Genomic DNA, 17,384 nt, shown 5'->3' with positions numbered 1-17,384 from the left:
AAGAATCTGGAGTGTGGCAAACATACGATTTGCGTCTCGCTTGAATGTTTGCCGCAGATAGGCAGCTTGGCGAGCGACTGCCCTTGGATCCAAGGAAGGTTTAGCAATTCCGCTGCTCGACGTCTGCCTTGCACCCAATATCAGCCACACAGTTTTCGTCTGCCACTCCCGAAAGCCGACAGGCCACTTGAACCTCTTTGCCGACATAAGACCGCGGCAGATCTTCTTGATGTCGGCCGGGCGCAGGCGGCGGCGCTCGTGCTAAGCCCGCTATCGTCCCAACCTATCGGACTCCCGCAACAATTGCTCGCGCCAGTGCTTCGGCGGCGCGGGATGGCCGTTCCCGCGGATAGGCGATGTGGAAAGGATCCTCGAAGGTCATGCGCGCCGGTGCCAGGACGCGTAACTGGCCCTTGTTTACAAATTCTTCCGCATAGTGATCCGGCAGGAAGCCGATATAGACGCCGGACAGCAGCAGGAGCAGCGTACCCTCCATATGCGGCGTGGCGGCGGACCAGGAAAACGTGACGCCGCAGATCGTCTCGTCGGTCATGTATGTGCGCCCAGCGAAAGGCTGTGCCTTCAGGCGCGCATCAGTAATCCGCTCATCGGGAATGTCGAACAGCGGATGGCCTTTGGCACAGTAGAGCTTCTGCACCTCGGAAAAGATCGTCTGCGACCGGAAATGGGAGGGCAGGCTGCTCATCCATGGCATGAGGACGATCTGATAGGCGCCGTCGAGCAACCCCTGGTAAAGCACCTGTGGCGCGGCGACGTCGATTTCCAGGCGGACGCGCGGCGCCACCCTATGGAATTCGCCAAGCGCACCCTGAAGGTTGAGGGCGCGATTGGTCATCATCGCATCCACCGTGCCGAATTTTAGGCTGCCGGACAATTCGCCCTGCGCCTCGCCCAGTCGGCCCTGGAACTGCTCGATCGATCCAAGCAGGTCGAGCGTCGCGGCATGGACCTGTCGTCCTTCTTCGGTGAGCAGGAAGCCGCTGCGGCCCCTTTCGCAGAGCCGTAACCCCAGCCTTTCCTCGAGATGGCGCATGTGGGTCGAGATCGTCTGCTGCGTCATGCCGAGGGCGGCCTGCGCCGCAGAAAATCCGTTGTGATGAACGATCGCCGCGAACACGCGCAGCAGCCGCAACTCGACATCGCCGAGCGACAGATTGAGCACGCGTTGGCGGGAACGGTTGCGCATACATCGAATAATGCACAACTAAACATCCAATCATAGGAATTTATCGAAGTAGCCTTGTCCGACCTACTCCTTCGCCACGAAAGAGGGGTAGGCATGTCGAGCAATTCCTACGAAACCGGGCGACTGAACCTGCCGTTCGTCGGCATCTGCACGTTCGGAAAGTACCCGTACCAGCCCGACTGGGAGGCGATCGACGCCGACGTCGCCGTCGTCGGGGCGCCGTTCGACTGCGGCACGCAATGGCGCGCCGGCACCCGTTTCGGACCGCGGGCGATCCGCGAAGCCTCCACGCTGTTTTCCTTCGGCCATGGCGGCGCCTACGATCATGAGGACGACGTGACCTATCTGCCAGCCGGCGAAGTCAGGATCGTCGACATCGGCGACGCCGATATCGTCCACACCGATACGATGAAGAGCCATGCGAACATCGAATTTGCGGTGCGCAAGATTCTGGCGGCCGGCGCACTGCCGGTGGTCCTGGGCGGCGACCACTCCGTCAATATCCCGTGCATCAACGCCTTCTCTGACAATTGCGCCAAGAACGGACCGATCCACATCGTCCAGATCGACGCGCATCTCGACTTCGTCGACGAGCGCCACGGCGTGCGTTACGGGCACGGCAATCCGATGCGGCGCGCGGCGGAAAAGCCCTATGTCAGCGGCCTTTCGCAACTTGGCATCCGCAACGTCTCTTCAACGGCCAAGGAAGGCTACGAGGATGCCCGCAAGATGGGCTCCGACATCCTGTCGGTGCGTCAGATCCGGGCGTTGGGGATCGACGCGGTTGTCGAGCGCGTTCCCCCCGGCGCGCGCTACTACGTCACCATCGATATCGACGGGTTCGACCCCTCGATCGCGCCGGGAACCGGCACGCCATCCCATGGCGGCTTCGTCTACTACGAGGTTCTGGAGATCCTGGCGGCGCTAGCCAAGCGCGGCAGCATCGTCGGCATCGACCTCGTGGAGGTCGCGCCCGACTACGATCATTCCGGCTCGACATCGATCCTCGCCGCGCAAATTCTGATGAACATCATCGGTCGGGTCATGCACGCCAGGAAAGGCTGATCGATGGGCCGCGTCCGCTACGACTTCTCCGGCGAGAGCGCACTGGTGACGGGCGCTAGCCGCGGAATCGGGCGGGCTGTGGCGGAGTCCTTTGCGCTGGCTGGCGCCGACGTGGCGGTGCTGTCCTCAGGCAAGGGTATTCATGACGCCGCGCGCGACATCGCCGTGAAAGCCGGTCGTCCGGTGCGGGCGATCGAATGCGACATCACCGACGCTGCCGCGGTGAAATCCGCGCTGGCCGAACTCGGACACATCGACGTGCTGGTCAACAATGCCGGGTTGGAGCGCATCACGCCGCTGCTCGATCCGGACGAAGGCGTCGAGGAGACTTTCCGGCGCATCACCGACATCAACACCAACGGCACGTTCTACATTACTCGCCATGCAGTGCCGCTGATGGGCGAGGGCGGCCGGATCATCGTCACCGCCTCGATCTGGAGCCGTGTGGCTGTCCCCGAATTCGCCGCCTACATCGCTTCGAAGCACGCCAATCTCGGCTTTACCCGCGTGATGGCCACGGAACTCGGGCCGAAGGGCATTCGTGTCAACGCGGTGTGCCCCGGCTGGGTGCGCACCGAGGCAGCGATGCTGTCGCTGAAGAACATGTCGCTGCGCACCGGCCGCGGCGAGAATGATCTGTTGGCTGAGATCGTCGGCGCACAGGTCCTGCCTGGCCTGCTGGAGCCCGAAGATCTGGCTGCGCCGTATCTGTTCCTCGCCTCAGATGGCGCGAAGGACATGACGGGTCAGGCGCTGATGCTCGATCGCGGCGAGGTGATGGCATGAGCGCGCGGGTTCTGGTGACGGGGGCCTACAGAGGTATCGGTTCGGCCAGCGCTCTCGCCTTCGCCGGGACCGGAGCGCGCCTTGCGCTGGCCGACATCCGCGCGCCGGAAAACACCGCCGAGGCGGCCAGGGAGAAAGGCGCGATCGAGGTTCTAGACCTGGCTTGCGACGTGTCCGACGCCAATGCCGTGGTCGCGATGGGCGAGGCTGTCAGAACTGCGTTCGGCGGGCTCGACGTGCTGGTCCATTGCGCTGGCATCATCCACGAAGCGCCGCTTCTGGCGACGCCTGTCGCCGACTTCGACAGGGTGATCGCAGTCAACCTGCGCGGCAGCTTCCTCGTTGGCAAGACGGCTATCGGTCTGATGGCCGGGACGCAGGAGGCGCCCGCCCGCGTGATCATGATCGCGTCCGACATGGCCTATTGCGGACGCGAGATTTTTTCGCCTTATGTGGCATCCAAGCACGGGGTCCTCGGCCTGGTGCGCTCGTGGGCCAAGGAGTTTGCACCGCGCATCCTGGTCAATGCGATTTGCCCCGGGCCGATTGATACCGAAATGCTTGGCGCGGCCAATATGAGTGCCGAATGGCGCGCCAGGGAGCTTGCCATCCCGCTCGCCCGTTTCGGCAAGCCGGAAGAGGTGGCAGAGCTCGCCGTCTTCCTCGCCGGCGCAGGCGGCCGCTATTTCACCGGGCAAGGGCTTGGCATCAATGGCGGGAGCGTCATGCCATGATCCGCAACCCGATCCCATGGCCGAACGGCGCCAAATGCGCGGCTTGCATCACCTTCGACATGGATGCGGACAGCCTCATCCACATTGCCCATCCTCAAGACGGTCATTCGCGCGTCTCAGCGATCTCCATGCTGCAATATGGGCCGAAAGTCGCCGTGCCGCGCATCGTGGAAAGCTACCGGCAACTCGGCGTCAGGCAGACTTTCTTCGTGCCGGCCTGGTGCATCGAGCAATATCCCGCTGCTGTCGAAGCGATGCTAGCGGGCGGCCACGAACTCGCCCATCACGGCTTCCTGCACGAGCATCCGCGAGAGCTGACGGAGGAAGAGGAAGCCTATTGGCTCGACCGTGGCATCGAGGTCATCGTCAAGGCCAGCGGCAAGCGGCCGCGCGGCTGGCGCGCGCCCCTCTACAATTTCTCGCACCGCTCCGCGGACCTGCTGGCATCGCGCGGCTTTGTCTACGACGCGTCGCTGATGGGCGACGATATTCCCTATTTGCTTGAGAGCGCGGCGGGGCGGCTGGTCGAGCTTCCATCGCATTGGGGCCTCGACGACTGGCCGCAATATGTCCAGTCGATGGACCTCGATTACTTGATGCCGATCCGCGCTCCGGAGCAGGGCTTCGCCGCCTTCGCGCAGGAGTTCGAGGCGGCCTACCGACACGGCGGCCTGTGGATTCCGGTAGTCCATCCTTTTGCAACCGGACGACTCGCGCGCTGGGAAGTCGTCCACCGGTTCCTCGAGACCGTGCTGGCGCGCGGTGACGTCTGGTTCGCGCCAATGGAGGACATCGCGGCCCACGTCCTGATGGTGGTGGCCGACGGTTCGTGGAAACCCCGCGTCGATCGGATGCCCAGCTATGCGGAACCGGTGAGAGTTCGATGAATTGGGGCGCCACCTCGTGTTTCGAGGGAGCGCCCCAGAAAGACAAGCGTCTGAGGGGACGCTGCTTTTAACAATAAAGCTCTGAATGGGAGAATGACATGCTGAACAGGTTAGTTGGTTTTGCAGCTATTGGATTGGCGTTGGGCTTGGCTTGGCCGGCCGGGGCGGGAACGCTCAGGCTCGCGCATTCGACTTGGGTCGGCTACGGGCCGTTCTACATCGCGCGCGACAAGGGCTTCTTCAAGGAAGAGGGCGTCGATGTCGATCTGACCATCATGGAAGACACGCCCGCGAAGATGGGCGCCTTGCAGGCCGGACAAATCGATCTCGTCGCCTCAACGGTCGACGAGTTTCCTATCTACATGCCGCCGGGCAAGACCCTGCGCTACATCCTGGCCGTTGACAATTCCAAGGGTGGCGACGGCATCGTCGCGCGTAAGGACATCAAGTCCATAGCCGACCTCAAGGGCAAGAAGGTCGCCTTCGAAACGGGGTCGGTTTCCCAGTTCTTCTTCGACGCCATGCTGAAGGAAGCCGGCATGTCGGAAAATGACGTCGAGGTCGTTAACATGACGGCCACCGATGCCGGCGTCGCGTTCGTGGCCGGGCAGGTCGACGCCGCAGTGACGTGGGAGCCCGCGCTCAGCCAGGGCGCAAATTCCGCCAACGGTCATCTGCTGCTGTCGAGCGCCGACAAGCCGGGATTGATCACGGACGTCGTCGCCGTCACGCCGGAAACGGCGGCTACTCACCAGGCGGATATCAAGGCTTTTGTGCGCGCCTGGTACCGGGCCCTCGAATTCATCAAGACCAATCCGGACGAGGCGAACCAGATCATGGCGAGCGGCGTCGGCGGCTGGCTTGCCGATCCGGCGGTCTTCAAGCAGACGCTGGCTGGGATCGAGTATCTCGACAAGAACGCCAACAACACGTTTTTCGGGTCCGCCGCCGCGCCCGGGCAGATTTCAAAGACCCTCGGCTACGCGCTCGACATCTGGTCGGAAAAGGGACGTATCCAGGCGAAGGTAAAGCCGGACGACCTGATCGACTACGGCTTCATCGGAGGGTAGCCCGATGACCAGCGCGGCATTGATCGTAAATCGAATGCTCACGCCACGCCGGCCCATATCGCGCGGTGTCACTCTGGGTGCCGGCTCGATCCTCAGCAGCGGCATTCTGCTGACCTGGTGCGTCGCGACCTATGGTGGGCTGGCGGACCCGCTTTTCCTGCCGGCTCCGCACCGCGTGATCGGCGCGTTCTGGCATTCGCTGATGGACGGGTCGCTGCTGAGGAACACCTGGGCCAGCCTTCTCGTCATCAATGTGGGTTTCCTGCTGTCCTCGCTCGTGGCGGTTCCGCTCGGAATATTGATGGGCAGCTTCCGGGTCGTGGCCGCGGCGCTGGAGCCGATCGTCAACTTCACGCGCTATCTGCCGGTGACGTCGATGATCCCGCTGCTAATCTTGTGGATCGGCATCGGCTTCGAGGAGAAGGTCGCCGTTATTTTCATCGGCACGTTCTTCCAGCAGATCGTGATGATCTCCGATGTCTCCGCCCGCGTGCCGGCCGAATTGTTCAACGCGTCCTACACTCTGGGCGCGACGCGCTGGCAGGTCGTCACCAGGATGCTGCTGCCCGCGACTTTGCCCGGCGTCATGGACACGTTGCGCGTCACGATGGGATGGGCGTGGACCTATCTGGTGGTCGCCGAGCTGGTCGCCTCGAGTTCCGGCCTCGGCTACATGAGCATGCAGGCCATGCGGGGGCTGCATGCAGAATACATTTTCGTCGGCATCCTGGTCATCGGCCTGCTCGGGCTGGCCACCGACCAGATTTTCAAATGGATCAAGATCGTGTGCCTGCCGTGGGCAGAGCAGCGTTGAGGAGGTCGCGCGATGGGTGCTCTGGACATTGAAAATGTGGGCCTTCGGTTCAGGACGCAGCGGGCGGGCGAGGTCGTCGCCCTCAGCAACCTCCAAATGCGCATCCCGGACAAGCAGTTCGCCGTGATCGTTGGCCCTTCGGGCTGCGGCAAGTCCAGCCTGCTCGATCTCGTGGCAGGCTTGAAGGAGGCGTCGAGCGGCGAATGCAGGGTCAATGGAAGAACCGTGTCCGGTCCAGGTCGGGACCGGGGAATGGTCTTCCAGAACTATTCCCTGTTCCCCTGGCTGTCGGTCCAGAAGAACGTCGAATTCGGCCTAGCGCTCAGAAACGTGCCAATGCAGGAGCGGGCCGAACAGGCGCGCCATTTCGTCCATGCCGTCGGCTTGAAGGGCTTCGAGAACGCTTACCCGAACCATCTGTCGGGCGGCATGAAGCAGCGTGTCGCGATCGCCCGCGCCTTGGCGAACGATCCGGAAGTGCTGCTTATGGATGAGCCGTTCGGGGCGCTGGACAGCCAGACCAGGGCAGTGATGCAGGAATTGCTGATCGACATCTGGGAGCGGCACCAGAAGACCGTTCTGTTCGTGACGCACGATATCGACGAGGCGGTTTTCCTCGGCGACGTCGTCTATGTGATGTCGGCCAGGCCCGGCCGCATAGTCGATACGGTTCAGGTCGACTTGCCGCGGCCGCGCCACTACGACCTGGTGACGACGCCGGATTTCATCGAGCTGAAGCGGCGGATTCAAAAGAACCTGTATCACGAAGTCCACAGGGCGATGGCGGCCGCCGACGCCGCCTGATCCCGCAAGGGCCAGACCGCCCTAGGTGCTCTCCTGGGCTCGCCCGGGGGCGCCGTGGATTCGGCCGCGAAACAACGCAACAGGACTCCTTTGCCGGCAGGCGGCACGGGTCCGAAGATTCATAGGGATAGCGCCATGGACGCCACCTTCGACTACATCATCATCGGTGCCGGCTCAGCGGGCTGCGTGCTGGCCAACCGCCTCTCGGAGGATCCCTCAACGCGCGTTCTCGTTCTGGAGTACGGCGGCAGCGACAAGTCGATCTTCATCCAGATGCCTACGGCATTGTCGATCCCGATGAACGGCACGAAATACAATTGGAAATACATGACCTTGCCGGAACCTGGCCTCGACGGCCGGCGCGTCCATTGCCCGCGCGGAAAGGTGCTCGGCGGATCCTCCTCAATCAATGGTCTGGTCTATATGCGCGGCCATGCGCGCGACTTCGACGAGTGGGCCGAGCGCGGCGCGCGCGGTTGGGGCTATGCCAACTGCCTGCCCTATTTCCAGCGCGCCGAAAGCTGGCAGGAAGGCGGAGATACCTATCGCGGGGAAGACGGCCCGCTCGCCACCAATGCCGGCAACAGGATGAAGAATCCGCTCTACCGCGCCTTCGTCGATGCCGGGCACGAGGCCGGCTACGTCACGACCGAGGATCCGAACGGTTATCTTCAGGAGGGCTTCGGCCCGATGCACATGACCGTCAAGGACGGCGTGCGCTGGTCGACGGCCAACGCCTACCTCAAGCCGGCGATGAACCGGCCGAACCTGACCGTCATCACCCATGCGATGACACGGCGGGTGCTTCTGGAAGGCAAGCGCGCCGTTGGCGTCGAATACGAACAGGGTGATCGGCGTCATGTTGTGAGGGCGGCGCGCGAAGTGTTGGTCGCATCCGGGCCGATCGGCTCTCCGCATCTGTTGCAGCGATCCGGCATCGGGCCCGCGGCGGTGTTGCGCAAGGCCGGCGTCGAGGTTCTGCACGACTTGCCGGGCGTCGGCGAAAACCTCCAGGATCACTCCGAGGTCTACATTCAGTACGCCTGCAAGGAGCCGATCACGCTAAACGGCAGGATGGGCCTGCTGAGCAAGGCGCTGATCGGCGCAGAGTGGCTCCTGTTCAAGCGAGGGCTCTCGGTCTCCAATCATTTCGAAAGCGGTGGCTTCATCCGTTCCGACGCTTCGCTCGAGTGGCCGGACATCCAATTCCATTTCCTGCCGGCAGCGATGCGCTATGACGGCAAGAAACCGCTCAAAGGCCACGGCTTCATGGTGCTGACCGGTCCGAACAAGCCCAAGAGCCGCGGCTATGTACGGCTGCGTTCGCCGGATGCTCACGAACATCCAGATATCCTTTTCAACTATCTCGACCGCGAAGAGGACCGGGAAGGCTTCCGCCGCTGCCTGAAGCTGACGCGTGAGATCATCGCCCAGCCGGCTTTCGACCGCTTCCGCGGCGACGAGATCGCGCCGGGCGCCGATGTCAGGACGGACGACGAAATCGACGCCTGGGTGCGCGAGACGCTGGAGAGCACCTATCATCCCTGCGGCTCGTGCCGGATGGGCGAGGACGCGATGGCGGTCGTCGACAGCAATCTGAAGGTGAGGGGGGTCGACGGACTGAGGGTCATCGACAGTTCGGTCTTCCCGTCGGAGCCCAATGCGAACCTCAACGCACCGACGATCATGCTGGCGGAGCGGGCTTCGGACATCGTTCGAGGCAAGGCGCTGCTTGCAGCCTCGAACGCCGCCGTGGGGGTCGCGCCAGGCGTGGGGGTCACCCAGCGCAGCCGCGAGCCGGTCCGAAAGATAGCGCATTGATGGGTGGTTCGAGATCGCCGGCAGGCTACACCGCCAGCGGCCTCGCCTTCAGAAAATGCAATTTCAGCCATGGGGGCGGAAAATGATGGCTCGGGGCATCGGCTATGTGGTGGCCGGCCAGAACTGCGAAAGCGATCCTGGCAAAGGTCACCACGAGCCTTCGAGCGATGCCGGTCGTGGCTCCTCCATTGCCCGGTTCTTTAAGAGGGCCATTGCATGCCTGACGCCTGACCTGTCGGACGTTGGCCAACCGCCAGGGCGAAATCGCGGCGCCGCCTCTCGTGCATCCGCTTAGTGTAAAAGTGGTATAGTTCAAACGCAATAAGTGGCCATCCGAAGCAGTCCATTTTCTTGGCAAATTCCAAGCCGTCTGTTGTTCGGAATGCCCCAAGATGATACCTCAGCCGACGCGCGTTGCCAGGCGCTGTTCACCTTGCCCGAGAGCCTCGGGCGAAGAAGAAGCTGCCGGGAGCGGGGGCGCGATTCGAATTGCCGCGGATGCCCGTCGGGACGGAAAGACCGCATCGTGAAGGGATCGCTCACAAAAGCGATCCACGGCCTGGATTGGCGCAGCCGGATCGAAAACTTGCCGCCGACCATCCGCGGGCGTCTCGCTGAGCGTGCGGAAACCGCGCCTCTCTTTGCCCACGCCTACGCTTTCCATCTCAATCTCAGGTTCGGTGGCATGACACCGCTTGACTTGGCGGCGTTCGCGCATGGCCAGGGTCTTCGTGGCATCAAGATCCATGTCAGCGATGGCGAACATGCCAGCCTCGAAGCCATGTCGCATGGCGAGTTGCAGGCATTCGGAGAAAAGGCGACGGAGGCCGGCCTCGAAATCCACGTTGAAACCAGCACGACCGCGCCTGATGGGCTATCGGACGCCGTTCAGCGCGCCTTGGCGGTCAATGCCACTTCGCTCCGCTGCTATCCTCTCTACGAAGGGCACGTCTCCGAAATCATCGACTGGACGATCGACGACCTGCGCAGACTACGGCGGTTCGATCCCGCCGGCAGACTGCGCGTCACACTGGAGCAGCATGAGGATCTGACGTCTGACGAGCTCGCGCGGATCGTGCAGGAAGTAGCGAACCCGAACCTCAGCCTTCTGTTCGACTTCGCCAACATGATCAACGCCCATGAAAGCCCGCTTGCAGCGCTTATGCGCCAGGCCGCGCACATCACGGACGTACACATCAAGGACTGTACGATTCAGCCGGATCGGGGCGGCTGGGCACATCTCGCCTGCGCGACCGGCCAAGGAGAACTGCCCATCCACGCCATGCTGGTCGAACTCCTCCTGCTCGGCGAGGCAAAGCCCCAAGTCTTGGCTTTCGGGCTTGAGGAAGAGGAAGGCTATTTCGCCCCGGCGTTGCGATGGCCGTCACAGGAGGCGGACCCGTTCATCGCCGCCCGAACACCCAGCTTCACCGACCCGGGCTCGTCGAACCTTGCTCAGCGGCTGAAGCAGGAGTCGATGGCGGCACACACGCAAGTCCGCACCGTCCGATCGATACTCGAGGACATTGCGAGGGAAGCCCTGAACCATGAGGATCGCGGGAATGTCCGAACCCATTTGCCCTGACGAGTGCCTCGCCCTGGCGAACGCGATGGCGGATGCCGCCCGCGTCACAATTCGTCCGCATTTTCGCAAGCGGCTTGCGATCGATTCCAAAACGGATTCAAGCCCCGTCACGATTGCCGACCGCGAAACGGAGGGGACGATGCGGAGCATGATAGAGGCCGCTTTTCCCACCCACGGTATCCGGGGGGAAGAATTCGGAGCGCATCAAGCGGATGCCGAATGGGTGTGGGTTCTCGATCCGATCGACGGCACGAAATCGTTCATTTCCGGTTCGCTGGCCTTCGGCACGCAGATCGCCTTGCTGCACCGGGGCGTGCCGGTCCTCGGCATTATCGACCAGCCGATCACCGGCGAGCGCTGGCTCGGTCGCATCGGCCATCCGACCCTCCTCAACGGCGAGCCGATCCACACGAGTTCGATCGCGAGCCTAGGCGAGGCCATCGTCTATACATCGGCTCTTGAACAGTTCGACGCGGACAGACGGGATCGGTTTTCGGCGCTCGCCGCCGGTGCCCTTTTCATCAGAATGTCGCATGACTGCTATGCTGCAGGCCTGCTGGCGCTCGGCGGAGTCGACCTGCTTCTTGAGAGCAATGTTTTCGACTACGACATCCTGCCTCAGATGCCGATCGTACTCGGTGCGGGTGGCATCGTTACCGACTGGGACGGACAACCGCTCGGCGATGCATCGCGCTACGAAACCGTGCTGATGGCGGCGAACAAGGAACTGCATCACGCAGCCTTGGAGCAACTTTGGAATAGGTGACGAGCCGCGCCCGTTGTTGGCTGACTGCGCTGTTCCTTTCCGGCGGGTGCGATGCGCCTGGTGTGATCGCCGGTTGGTGATAGCCGGACAAATTGCTCTTCGGCGCCTCGATCGTCGCTTGACTGTATGCGAACTTGCATCTACCAAGTTGTAGGCCTAACCATACAACTATCATGAACGCTTCAAAATCAGCTTCATCGGTCGCACCGCTGCAAATCCCGGACCTGCCCGGGCCGGATGCTCAACGGCATCGATTGGCACACCCAGGGCGCTGGGTCAGCGCCATTGTCGGACTTGCGCTCTTGGTGATGATCGTCCGCGCCTTTGCCGTGGGGCAAATAAGATGGGACGTGGTCGGGCAGTTTCTTACCGCCCGAGTCATCGTCATCGGGTTCGGCTGGACGCTGCTGATCTCCGCCTGTGCGCTGGCCCTGGGCATCGCGCTGGGTTTCGCGTTCGGCATCATGCGCACCGCGACCAATCCGACGCTGCGGTTCGCCGCCTGGCTCTATGTCTGGGTCTTTCGCGGCACGCCGGTGCTGCTGCAGCTTCTGATCTGGTTCAACATCGGACTGGTCTTCCCGCGCCTCTACATTCCGGGGCTGGTCGACGAGCGGATGGTCGACGTGGTCACGCCTTTTGTCGCCGCTGTACTCGGACTTGGGGTCAACGAAGGCTCCTACCTGACAGAGGTGGTGCGCGGCGGCATCGCATCCGTGGACCGTGGTCAGATCGAGGCCGCGCATACGCTCGGCATGACGCCGGGTCAGACGATGCGCAGGATCGTGCTGCCGCAGACCTTGCGGCTCATCCTTCCGGTCCTTGGCAATAGTGCTGTCGGCATGCTCAAATTCTCATCGCTCGCCGCGACCATCGCCATGGGCGAGATGCTGAACGCGGCGCAGCGGATCTACTTCATCAACGGCGCGGTCATCGAACTGCTCTTCGTGTGCGCCATCTGGTACCTGGCCGGAACCACCATGCTGTCGATCGGTCAATACTACCTAGAACAGCATTTCGGACGCGACGCCACGACGGCGGGATACCGTAAGCAATGGTTCAAGATGAGCTCGTGGCGCGCCATGGCTTCGGGGGAAGCATGAGTCTCGCGGTCAGAGCGGTCGGGGTCCGCAAAAGTTTCGGCGATCACGAGGTGCTGAAGGGGCTCGACCTCGAGGTCGCCTATGGCGAGGTGTTGTGCATCCTCGGTCCGTCAGGCAGCGGCAAAAGCACGTTCCTGCGCTGCATCAATCATCTCGAGATCCCGAATGCCGGCTATGTCTGGGTGGACGGCTCGATCATGGGCTACGATCTCAGGGCCGGCGTCCTGCACGAACTGCCTGTGCGCCGCCTGCGCGGCCAGCAAAGCCAGCTGGGAATGGTGTTCCAGCACTTCAATCTCTTCGCCCATCGCACCGTGCTGGGCAACGTCATCGAGGGGCCCATGGTCGTGCGCGGCTTGCGCCGTGCCGAGGCGGAAAAGCGCGCCATGGAGCTGCTCGACCAGGTCGGAATGGCCGGGCGCGCATCGAGCTATCCGTCGCAGCTCTCGGGCGGACAGAAACAGCGTGTCGCCATCGCCCGCGCGCTCGCGATGGAGCCTCGGGTGATGCTTTTCGACGAGCCGACCAGCGCGCTCGACCCCGAACTGGTCGGCGAAGTGCTCGAAGTCATGCGCAACCTCGCCAAGGGTGGCACCACCATGATCGTCGTCACGCACGAAATCGGCTTCGCCCGCGAAGTCGCGGACCGCGTGCTTGTGATGATCGACGGCGAGATTCGCGAGACTGGGAAACCCGAGCAGGTGCTCAGCAATCCCGACGATCCACGCGTGAGAACATTCCTTAGCCGCGTGCTGTCCTGACAATCAGGCCACGCAAAAATCCAAAATGGGAGAGACCAAATGAAACCAACGTTTTCCGTGATCCAGCGCCTTGCCTCGGCGGCTCTTCTGGGGTTGGCCGTAAGCAGCCAGGCCATGGCGGCAAAGGATGAGGCGGCGGCCGCCAAGCTGCCTGATTCGGTTCGAACCGGCGGCAAGCTCAATTTGACCATCAGCCTCGCCTATCCGCCGATGGAGTACAACGATGCTGGTTCGACCGATCTCAAGGGCTTCGACATCGATCTGGCAAAGGCGATCGCCGAGCGGCTTGGCCTGGCGGTCGATTTCCAGAACGTCGACTTTCCGCAGCTGATCCCGCAGGTTGTCACCGGTCGCTCGGACCTGATCATGACAGCCTTCTCCGACAAGGTGGAACGCCAGACGCAGCTGGATTTCATCGACTACTTCCAAACCGGCAACGTCTTCTACACCGCCACCGAGCTAAAGGATTCGGTAAAGACCGAGGCGGATCTGTGCGGCAAGACGATAGCGGTTGCGACCGGCACCAGCTGGGTCACCTGGGCTGAGGATCTGAGCAAGAACACCTGCGCCGCCGACAAGCAGATGAACGTCATCCAGATCCCGACCCAAGCCGAACACATCATGCAGATCAAGCAGGGGCGCGCGCAGGCCTCGATCATCGGCCTGGAAGGACTGCTCGACCTGATGAAGCAGGAGCCCGGCAAGTTCTACCAGATCGGCGCCGTCGGCGAGATCAACCACTACGGCATTGCGTTCGCCAAGCAGAACGCACAGTTGCGCGACGCGGTGCTGGCGGCTCTTAACGGTTTGAAGGCAGATGGCACGTATGTCGAGATTCTCGACCGTTACGGCTTGAAAGAAGCGGGCGTCGAGGAATTCACGGTGAATGGCGCAAAGAAGTAGAGGGACCATGCCTCGCTCGGTTCGGACCAACCCGCCCGTCGCAGAGCCACGGCTCGAAACAGGGCGCCCGGATTTCGGCCTGTCGCGGCAGCAGCTCGACGCCTATTCGGGCGAGCAGCTCTACCGGCAGCTTTACCGGATGCTGCGGGCGGCGATCCTCAGCGGGGATCTCGCCGAGGGCGAAGCCATTCCGTCGGAAAACCAGCTGCGCGATCAGTTCGGCATAGCGCGAACCACGGTCCGCAATGCGATGTCGCTGCTGGTGTCGGAGGGTCTGGTGCAGCAGGTCCGGGGTCGTGGAACGATCGTCTCGCATCGGCCGATCAGCCACAGCATCTGGAACTTCGGAAGCTTCACGGAGCTGGCCCGCAGGCAGGGGCAGCGCCCGGTGACGCGTGTGCTGGAACACCAGGTCGCGGACGGCGAATTGCATCTCGTCCGCGCACGCGGCCTCGCCAACGGCGAGGCCGTCACGTGGCTGAACATGGATACGTCGTGGCTGAGCCTCGAGCTCTATCCCGGCCTCGAACGTTATGATTTCGCGGAGCAGTCGCTCTACGAGACCCTGCGTCGCGATTATGGCCGTCACCCGATGCGCTCGGAGCTTCTGCTGACGGTCGTGCCGCCCTCGGAGCGCCTGATGGAGGTCTTCGCCGGCGCGCCGGACGTGCCGGGCTACCTTTGCGCCAGCGGCGACGTGCTGGATGGCGACGACCGATTGGTCGAGCGCACGTCGATCGTCTACTCGCCAGCAGTCCAAATGAAATTCGCGACCCGCTGGGGGCGCAGCACCGCGCAGCTCCCGTCGGGGCGTGACGCAGGAGAAAAGACATGAGCCGCTTCGGCGAAACCTTCACCAACCCCAAGCCGATCCTGGCGATGCTGCATCTTGCCGGCGAAGGACGCCAGGCAAAGCTCGCGCAGGCTGAGGAAGAGGCGCGCATCCTCGCCGGCGAAGGAGTCGACGGGCTGGTGATCGAGAACTATTTCGGCGACGCCGAGGACGTCGAGCGCGCGCTCGATCGCATCAGCGGCCTGGGTCTCGGCAGCAGGATCGGCATCAACGTGCTGCGCGATGACGCGTCCGCCTTCGCATTGGCGGGACGCTATCCTGTGGATTTCATTCAGATCGATTCGGTCGCCGGCCATCTGCCGCCGCAAGACGATGCGCCTTTCGCCGCGGAACTGGCGGCGCGCCGGGCCGCCGTCCTGGTGCTGTTGCTCGGCGGCGTGCGCTTCAAATACAAGCCTGTTCTTTCCGGTCGGCCGGAGGCCGAGGATGTCGAGATCGGCGCCGCCCGCTGCGACGCTCTGGTGGTGACCTCGAACGCGACGGCAGAGCCGACCGACCTCGACAAGGTGGCGAGGTTCCGTGCCGCGACGAATGGGTCGTTGCCGCTTCTGATCGGCGCCGGCATGACGGAAGCCAACGCCGCCGAGCAACTCGCCGTCGCCGACGGCGCCATCGTCGGAAGCTGGCTCAAGCGCGATCACCGCGACACCGGCCCGGTTGAAGCCGCCCATGTCGCGCGTTTCATGCGGGCGGTGCGTTCGCTTCGGATCGCCGCATGACCGGGCTGGATCACATCGTCGCCCGCCACGCGACTGCCGAGGCCTTCGCGCGCTTCGGGACGGTCTATGACCTTGACGGCGGCCGCGACGAAAAGGTCGTCTGGACTGACGGCAATAGCTGGCGCGATGGTTTCACCCACAAGCCGCTGATCAGCGGCAGTGGCCATCTCGGCATGACCAGCGGCGCGGCCGCCCCTTGGCGCTGCGCGGAGATGGAACGTCACCTCGGCACGGAAGAGGCTATCTTTTGCGCGGGTGCGCCGGTCGTCCTGGCCGTCGCTCCGGCTTCCGCGGCGCCGGCGCCCCGCCGCGACGAGATCGAGGCCTTCATAGTTTCGCCGGGACAGGCGGTGGTCATGGACCGGGGCGTCTGGCACGACGCCTGCCGGGGCCTGACGCAGCCCACAGCCTATTTCTGGATGGCGATCTGCGGGCTTGGAGCCAGCCCCTGGGTTCCGGTCGAGGGCGGCCCGCTGCTTGTCCTTGCGGATGCGGGGCAGGGGGCGATCGCGTGAGTGCCTTCTTCATCGGCGATGTCGCGCTAGACGAATATTACACCGCCGAGCGCTGGCCCGGCCCGGCGGACAAGGGCATTGTGAGCGAGTTGCCGGCGGAGATCGGCGGCTCGATCGCCAACGCCGCCGTCGTGCACGCATCCCTTGGCGGCGAAACCGAATTCATCTCGTTGCTGAACGACAGCGCGTTGTCCCGGCGCCTGATCGTGGACCTGTGTGCCAATGGCGTCGGCGTGGCGCATATACTGACCGATCCGACCATCGCGGAATCGCGCAACCTGATCTTCCTTGTCGGCGGCGAGCATGTGGTGCTGACCGTGGAGATGGGCGAGCAGCCGATGTGGCTGCGAACGGAGACGCTGGCGGCGTTGCGCTCGCCGGGCTTTCTCTATCTGACGCTCTATCGTGCCCGCCGCCTGCGTTGCAGGACGGGCGGCGAAGTGCTTGCACAAGCCCAATTGCTGGCCGACCTGCGCGCGCACGGACGCCGTGCCGTCTTCGACCTGGACGTGGGCGGCTGCGTGGAAGCTGATCTGCCCTATCTGGCGGGGGCAGAAGTCGTCATCTTCAACCAAGTGGGTTTTCGCGCCAGCTTTGGCCATGACGATATATCTCGCATCGGCGACTGGATGCGCGCGGCGAAGATCGCATGGGTGGTCCGAACCATGGCGGCCGATGGAGCCGAGGCGAGCAACGGTCAGGAGATTGTACGCGGCCGCGGCTATCCGGTCGAGGTCGTGGACGTGACCGGAGCCGGCGACACCTTCGGCGGCACGTTGACGTGGTGCCTGTCGCGAGGCCAGTCCTTCGCCGATGCCCTCGATTTTTCCGTCGCGGCTGCCTCGCGATCGGTAACGATCCATGGGCCGCGCGGCGGCAAGGCGAAGGTTGAGGATGTGCATCGCTGGCGCGAAGCAGCATCGCCTGCAGTCGCCGTGTTGTCCGAGGCCCCTTCTCCAAAGACGGACTAATTCTAGCAGCGGTCTGACCA

The 17,384-nt window shown here is 63.3% G+C and carries 18 protein-coding genes; 17 read left to right on the top strand and 1 reads right to left on the bottom strand.

Translation table 11 applies throughout. From position 1 onward, the window contains the following. Positions 1–283 precede the first annotated feature (283 nt). On the bottom strand, positions 284–1,153 hold the full coding sequence (locus tag DPM35_RS28835; protein WP_245431687.1) for a LysR family transcriptional regulator: 870 nt from the start codon (positions 1,151–1,153) through the stop codon (positions 284–286). Positions 1,154–1,300: 147 nt separating this feature from the next. On the opposite strand from DPM35_RS28835, the gene speB reads away from it, so the two are divergent. The 17 genes from speB (at position 1,301) to DPM35_RS28750 (ending at position 17,364) form a co-directional block, all read left to right on the top strand. After that, on the top strand, positions 1,301–2,272 hold the full coding sequence (gene speB, locus DPM35_RS28830) for an agmatinase (protein ID WP_112130747.1): 972 nt from the start codon (positions 1,301–1,303) through the stop codon (positions 2,270–2,272). Between the two features lie 3 nt (positions 2,273–2,275). Next, positions 2,276–3,058, top strand: a complete 783-nt coding sequence (locus DPM35_RS28825; RefSeq protein WP_112130744.1) for an SDR family NAD(P)-dependent oxidoreductase — start codon at positions 2,276–2,278, stop codon at positions 3,056–3,058. Continuing rightward, positions 3,055–3,792 (top strand): SDR family NAD(P)-dependent oxidoreductase, encoded by a 738-nt coding sequence (locus DPM35_RS28820; RefSeq protein WP_112130742.1) that lies wholly within the window; start codon positions 3,055–3,057, stop codon positions 3,790–3,792. The genes DPM35_RS28825 and DPM35_RS28820 overlap by 4 nt, the downstream gene beginning before the upstream one ends. Then, positions 3,789–4,679 carry a polysaccharide deacetylase family protein gene (locus DPM35_RS28815; RefSeq protein ID WP_112130740.1) on the top strand — a complete coding sequence of 297 codons (891 nt, stop codon included), beginning with the start codon at positions 3,789–3,791 and terminating at the stop codon, positions 4,677–4,679. The genes DPM35_RS28820 and DPM35_RS28815 overlap by 4 nt, the downstream gene beginning before the upstream one ends. A 146-nt stretch (positions 4,680–4,825) precedes the next feature. Then, complete coding sequence (locus tag DPM35_RS28810; protein ID WP_181592201.1) at positions 4,826–5,749, top strand: ABC transporter substrate-binding protein; 924 nt, start codon at positions 4,826–4,828, stop codon at positions 5,747–5,749. A gap of 4 nt (positions 5,750–5,753) precedes the next feature. Continuing rightward, positions 5,754–6,563 (top strand): ABC transporter permease, encoded by an 810-nt coding sequence (locus tag DPM35_RS28805; RefSeq protein ID WP_112130735.1) that lies wholly within the window; start codon positions 5,754–5,756, stop codon positions 6,561–6,563. Positions 6,564–6,575: 12 nt separating this feature from the next. After that, the gene (locus tag DPM35_RS28800; protein WP_112130733.1) at positions 6,576–7,367 is read left to right on the top strand and encodes an ABC transporter ATP-binding protein; all 792 of its coding nucleotides are present in this window, start codon (positions 6,576–6,578) and stop codon (positions 7,365–7,367) included. A gap of 135 nt (positions 7,368–7,502) precedes the next feature. Next, a complete protein-coding gene (betA, locus tag DPM35_RS28795) occupies positions 7,503–9,188 on the top strand; it encodes a choline dehydrogenase (RefSeq protein WP_112130731.1) in 1,686 nt (561 codons plus the stop codon). Between the two features lie 526 nt (positions 9,189–9,714). Continuing rightward, positions 9,715–10,773, top strand: a complete 1,059-nt coding sequence (locus DPM35_RS28790; protein WP_181592200.1) for a sugar phosphate isomerase/epimerase family protein — start codon at positions 9,715–9,717, stop codon at positions 10,771–10,773. After that, positions 10,751–11,539: an inositol monophosphatase family protein gene (locus DPM35_RS28785; RefSeq protein WP_181592199.1), complete on the top strand. Its 789-nt coding sequence runs from the start codon at positions 10,751–10,753 to the stop codon at positions 11,537–11,539. Before DPM35_RS28790 ends, DPM35_RS28785 begins: the two co-directional genes overlap by 23 nt. A gap of 173 nt (positions 11,540–11,712) precedes the next feature. Next, positions 11,713–12,642: an amino acid ABC transporter permease gene (locus DPM35_RS28780; RefSeq protein WP_112130725.1), complete on the top strand. Its 930-nt coding sequence runs from the start codon at positions 11,713–11,715 to the stop codon at positions 12,640–12,642. Further along, positions 12,639–13,403 (top strand): amino acid ABC transporter ATP-binding protein, encoded by a 765-nt coding sequence (locus DPM35_RS28775; RefSeq protein WP_112130723.1) that lies wholly within the window; start codon positions 12,639–12,641, stop codon positions 13,401–13,403. The genes DPM35_RS28780 and DPM35_RS28775 overlap by 4 nt, the downstream gene beginning before the upstream one ends. 39 nt (positions 13,404–13,442) lie before the next feature. After that, positions 13,443–14,306, top strand: a complete 864-nt coding sequence (locus DPM35_RS28770) for an ABC transporter substrate-binding protein (RefSeq protein WP_112130721.1) — start codon at positions 13,443–13,445, stop codon at positions 14,304–14,306. A 7-nt stretch (positions 14,307–14,313) separates the two neighbouring features. Continuing rightward, complete coding sequence (locus DPM35_RS28765; protein ID WP_181592198.1) at positions 14,314–15,141, top strand: GntR family transcriptional regulator; 828 nt, start codon at positions 14,314–14,316, stop codon at positions 15,139–15,141. Then, the gene (locus tag DPM35_RS28760) at positions 15,138–15,878 is read left to right on the top strand and encodes a BtpA/SgcQ family protein (RefSeq protein ID WP_112130717.1); all 741 of its coding nucleotides are present in this window, start codon (positions 15,138–15,140) and stop codon (positions 15,876–15,878) included. The genes DPM35_RS28765 and DPM35_RS28760 overlap by 4 nt, the downstream gene beginning before the upstream one ends. Further along, positions 15,875–16,393 carry an ureidoglycolate lyase gene (locus DPM35_RS28755; RefSeq protein WP_112130715.1) on the top strand — a complete coding sequence of 173 codons (519 nt, stop codon included), beginning with the start codon at positions 15,875–15,877 and terminating at the stop codon, positions 16,391–16,393. Before DPM35_RS28760 ends, DPM35_RS28755 begins: the two co-directional genes overlap by 4 nt. After that, on the top strand, positions 16,390–17,364 hold the full coding sequence (locus tag DPM35_RS28750) for a carbohydrate kinase family protein (protein ID WP_181592197.1): 975 nt from the start codon (positions 16,390–16,392) through the stop codon (positions 17,362–17,364). Before DPM35_RS28755 ends, DPM35_RS28750 begins: the two co-directional genes overlap by 4 nt. Positions 17,365–17,384 lie beyond the last annotated feature (20 nt).

Origin of the sequence: Mesorhizobium atlanticum, assembly GCF_003289965.1 — a bacterium.
Taxonomy (GTDB): domain Bacteria; phylum Pseudomonadota; class Alphaproteobacteria; order Rhizobiales; family Rhizobiaceae; genus Mesorhizobium; species Mesorhizobium atlanticum.
This window is presented reverse-complemented; position numbering and strand designations above follow the sequence as displayed.

Excerpts from the sequence above, each read along its gene's own strand:
- speB (WP_112130747.1), top strand. The coding sequence starts at position 1,301 with ATGTCGAGCAATTCCTACGAAACCGGGCGACTGAACCTGCCGTTCGTC.
- DPM35_RS28825 (WP_112130744.1), top strand. The coding sequence starts at position 2,276 with ATGGGCCGCGTCCGCTACGACTTCTCCGGCGAGAGCGCACTGGTGACG.
- DPM35_RS28820 (WP_112130742.1), top strand. The coding sequence starts at position 3,055 with ATGAGCGCGCGGGTTCTGGTGACGGGGGCCTACAGAGGTATCGGTTCG.
- DPM35_RS28815 (WP_112130740.1), top strand. The coding sequence starts at position 3,789 with ATGATCCGCAACCCGATCCCATGGCCGAACGGCGCCAAATGCGCGGCT.
- DPM35_RS28805 (WP_112130735.1), top strand. The coding sequence starts at position 5,754 with ATGACCAGCGCGGCATTGATCGTAAATCGAATGCTCACGCCACGCCGG.
- DPM35_RS28800 (WP_112130733.1), top strand. The coding sequence starts at position 6,576 with ATGGGTGCTCTGGACATTGAAAATGTGGGCCTTCGGTTCAGGACGCAG.
- betA (WP_112130731.1), top strand. The coding sequence starts at position 7,503 with ATGGACGCCACCTTCGACTACATCATCATCGGTGCCGGCTCAGCGGGC.
- DPM35_RS28785 (WP_181592199.1), top strand. The coding sequence starts at position 10,751 with ATGTCCGAACCCATTTGCCCTGACGAGTGCCTCGCCCTGGCGAACGCG.
- DPM35_RS28780 (WP_112130725.1), top strand. The coding sequence starts at position 11,713 with ATGAACGCTTCAAAATCAGCTTCATCGGTCGCACCGCTGCAAATCCCG.
- DPM35_RS28775 (WP_112130723.1), top strand. The coding sequence starts at position 12,639 with ATGAGTCTCGCGGTCAGAGCGGTCGGGGTCCGCAAAAGTTTCGGCGAT.
- DPM35_RS28770 (WP_112130721.1), top strand. The coding sequence starts at position 13,443 with ATGAAACCAACGTTTTCCGTGATCCAGCGCCTTGCCTCGGCGGCTCTT.
- DPM35_RS28765 (WP_181592198.1), top strand. The coding sequence starts at position 14,314 with ATGCCTCGCTCGGTTCGGACCAACCCGCCCGTCGCAGAGCCACGGCTC.
- DPM35_RS28760 (WP_112130717.1), top strand. The coding sequence starts at position 15,138 with ATGAGCCGCTTCGGCGAAACCTTCACCAACCCCAAGCCGATCCTGGCG.
- DPM35_RS28755 (WP_112130715.1), top strand. The coding sequence starts at position 15,875 with ATGACCGGGCTGGATCACATCGTCGCCCGCCACGCGACTGCCGAGGCC.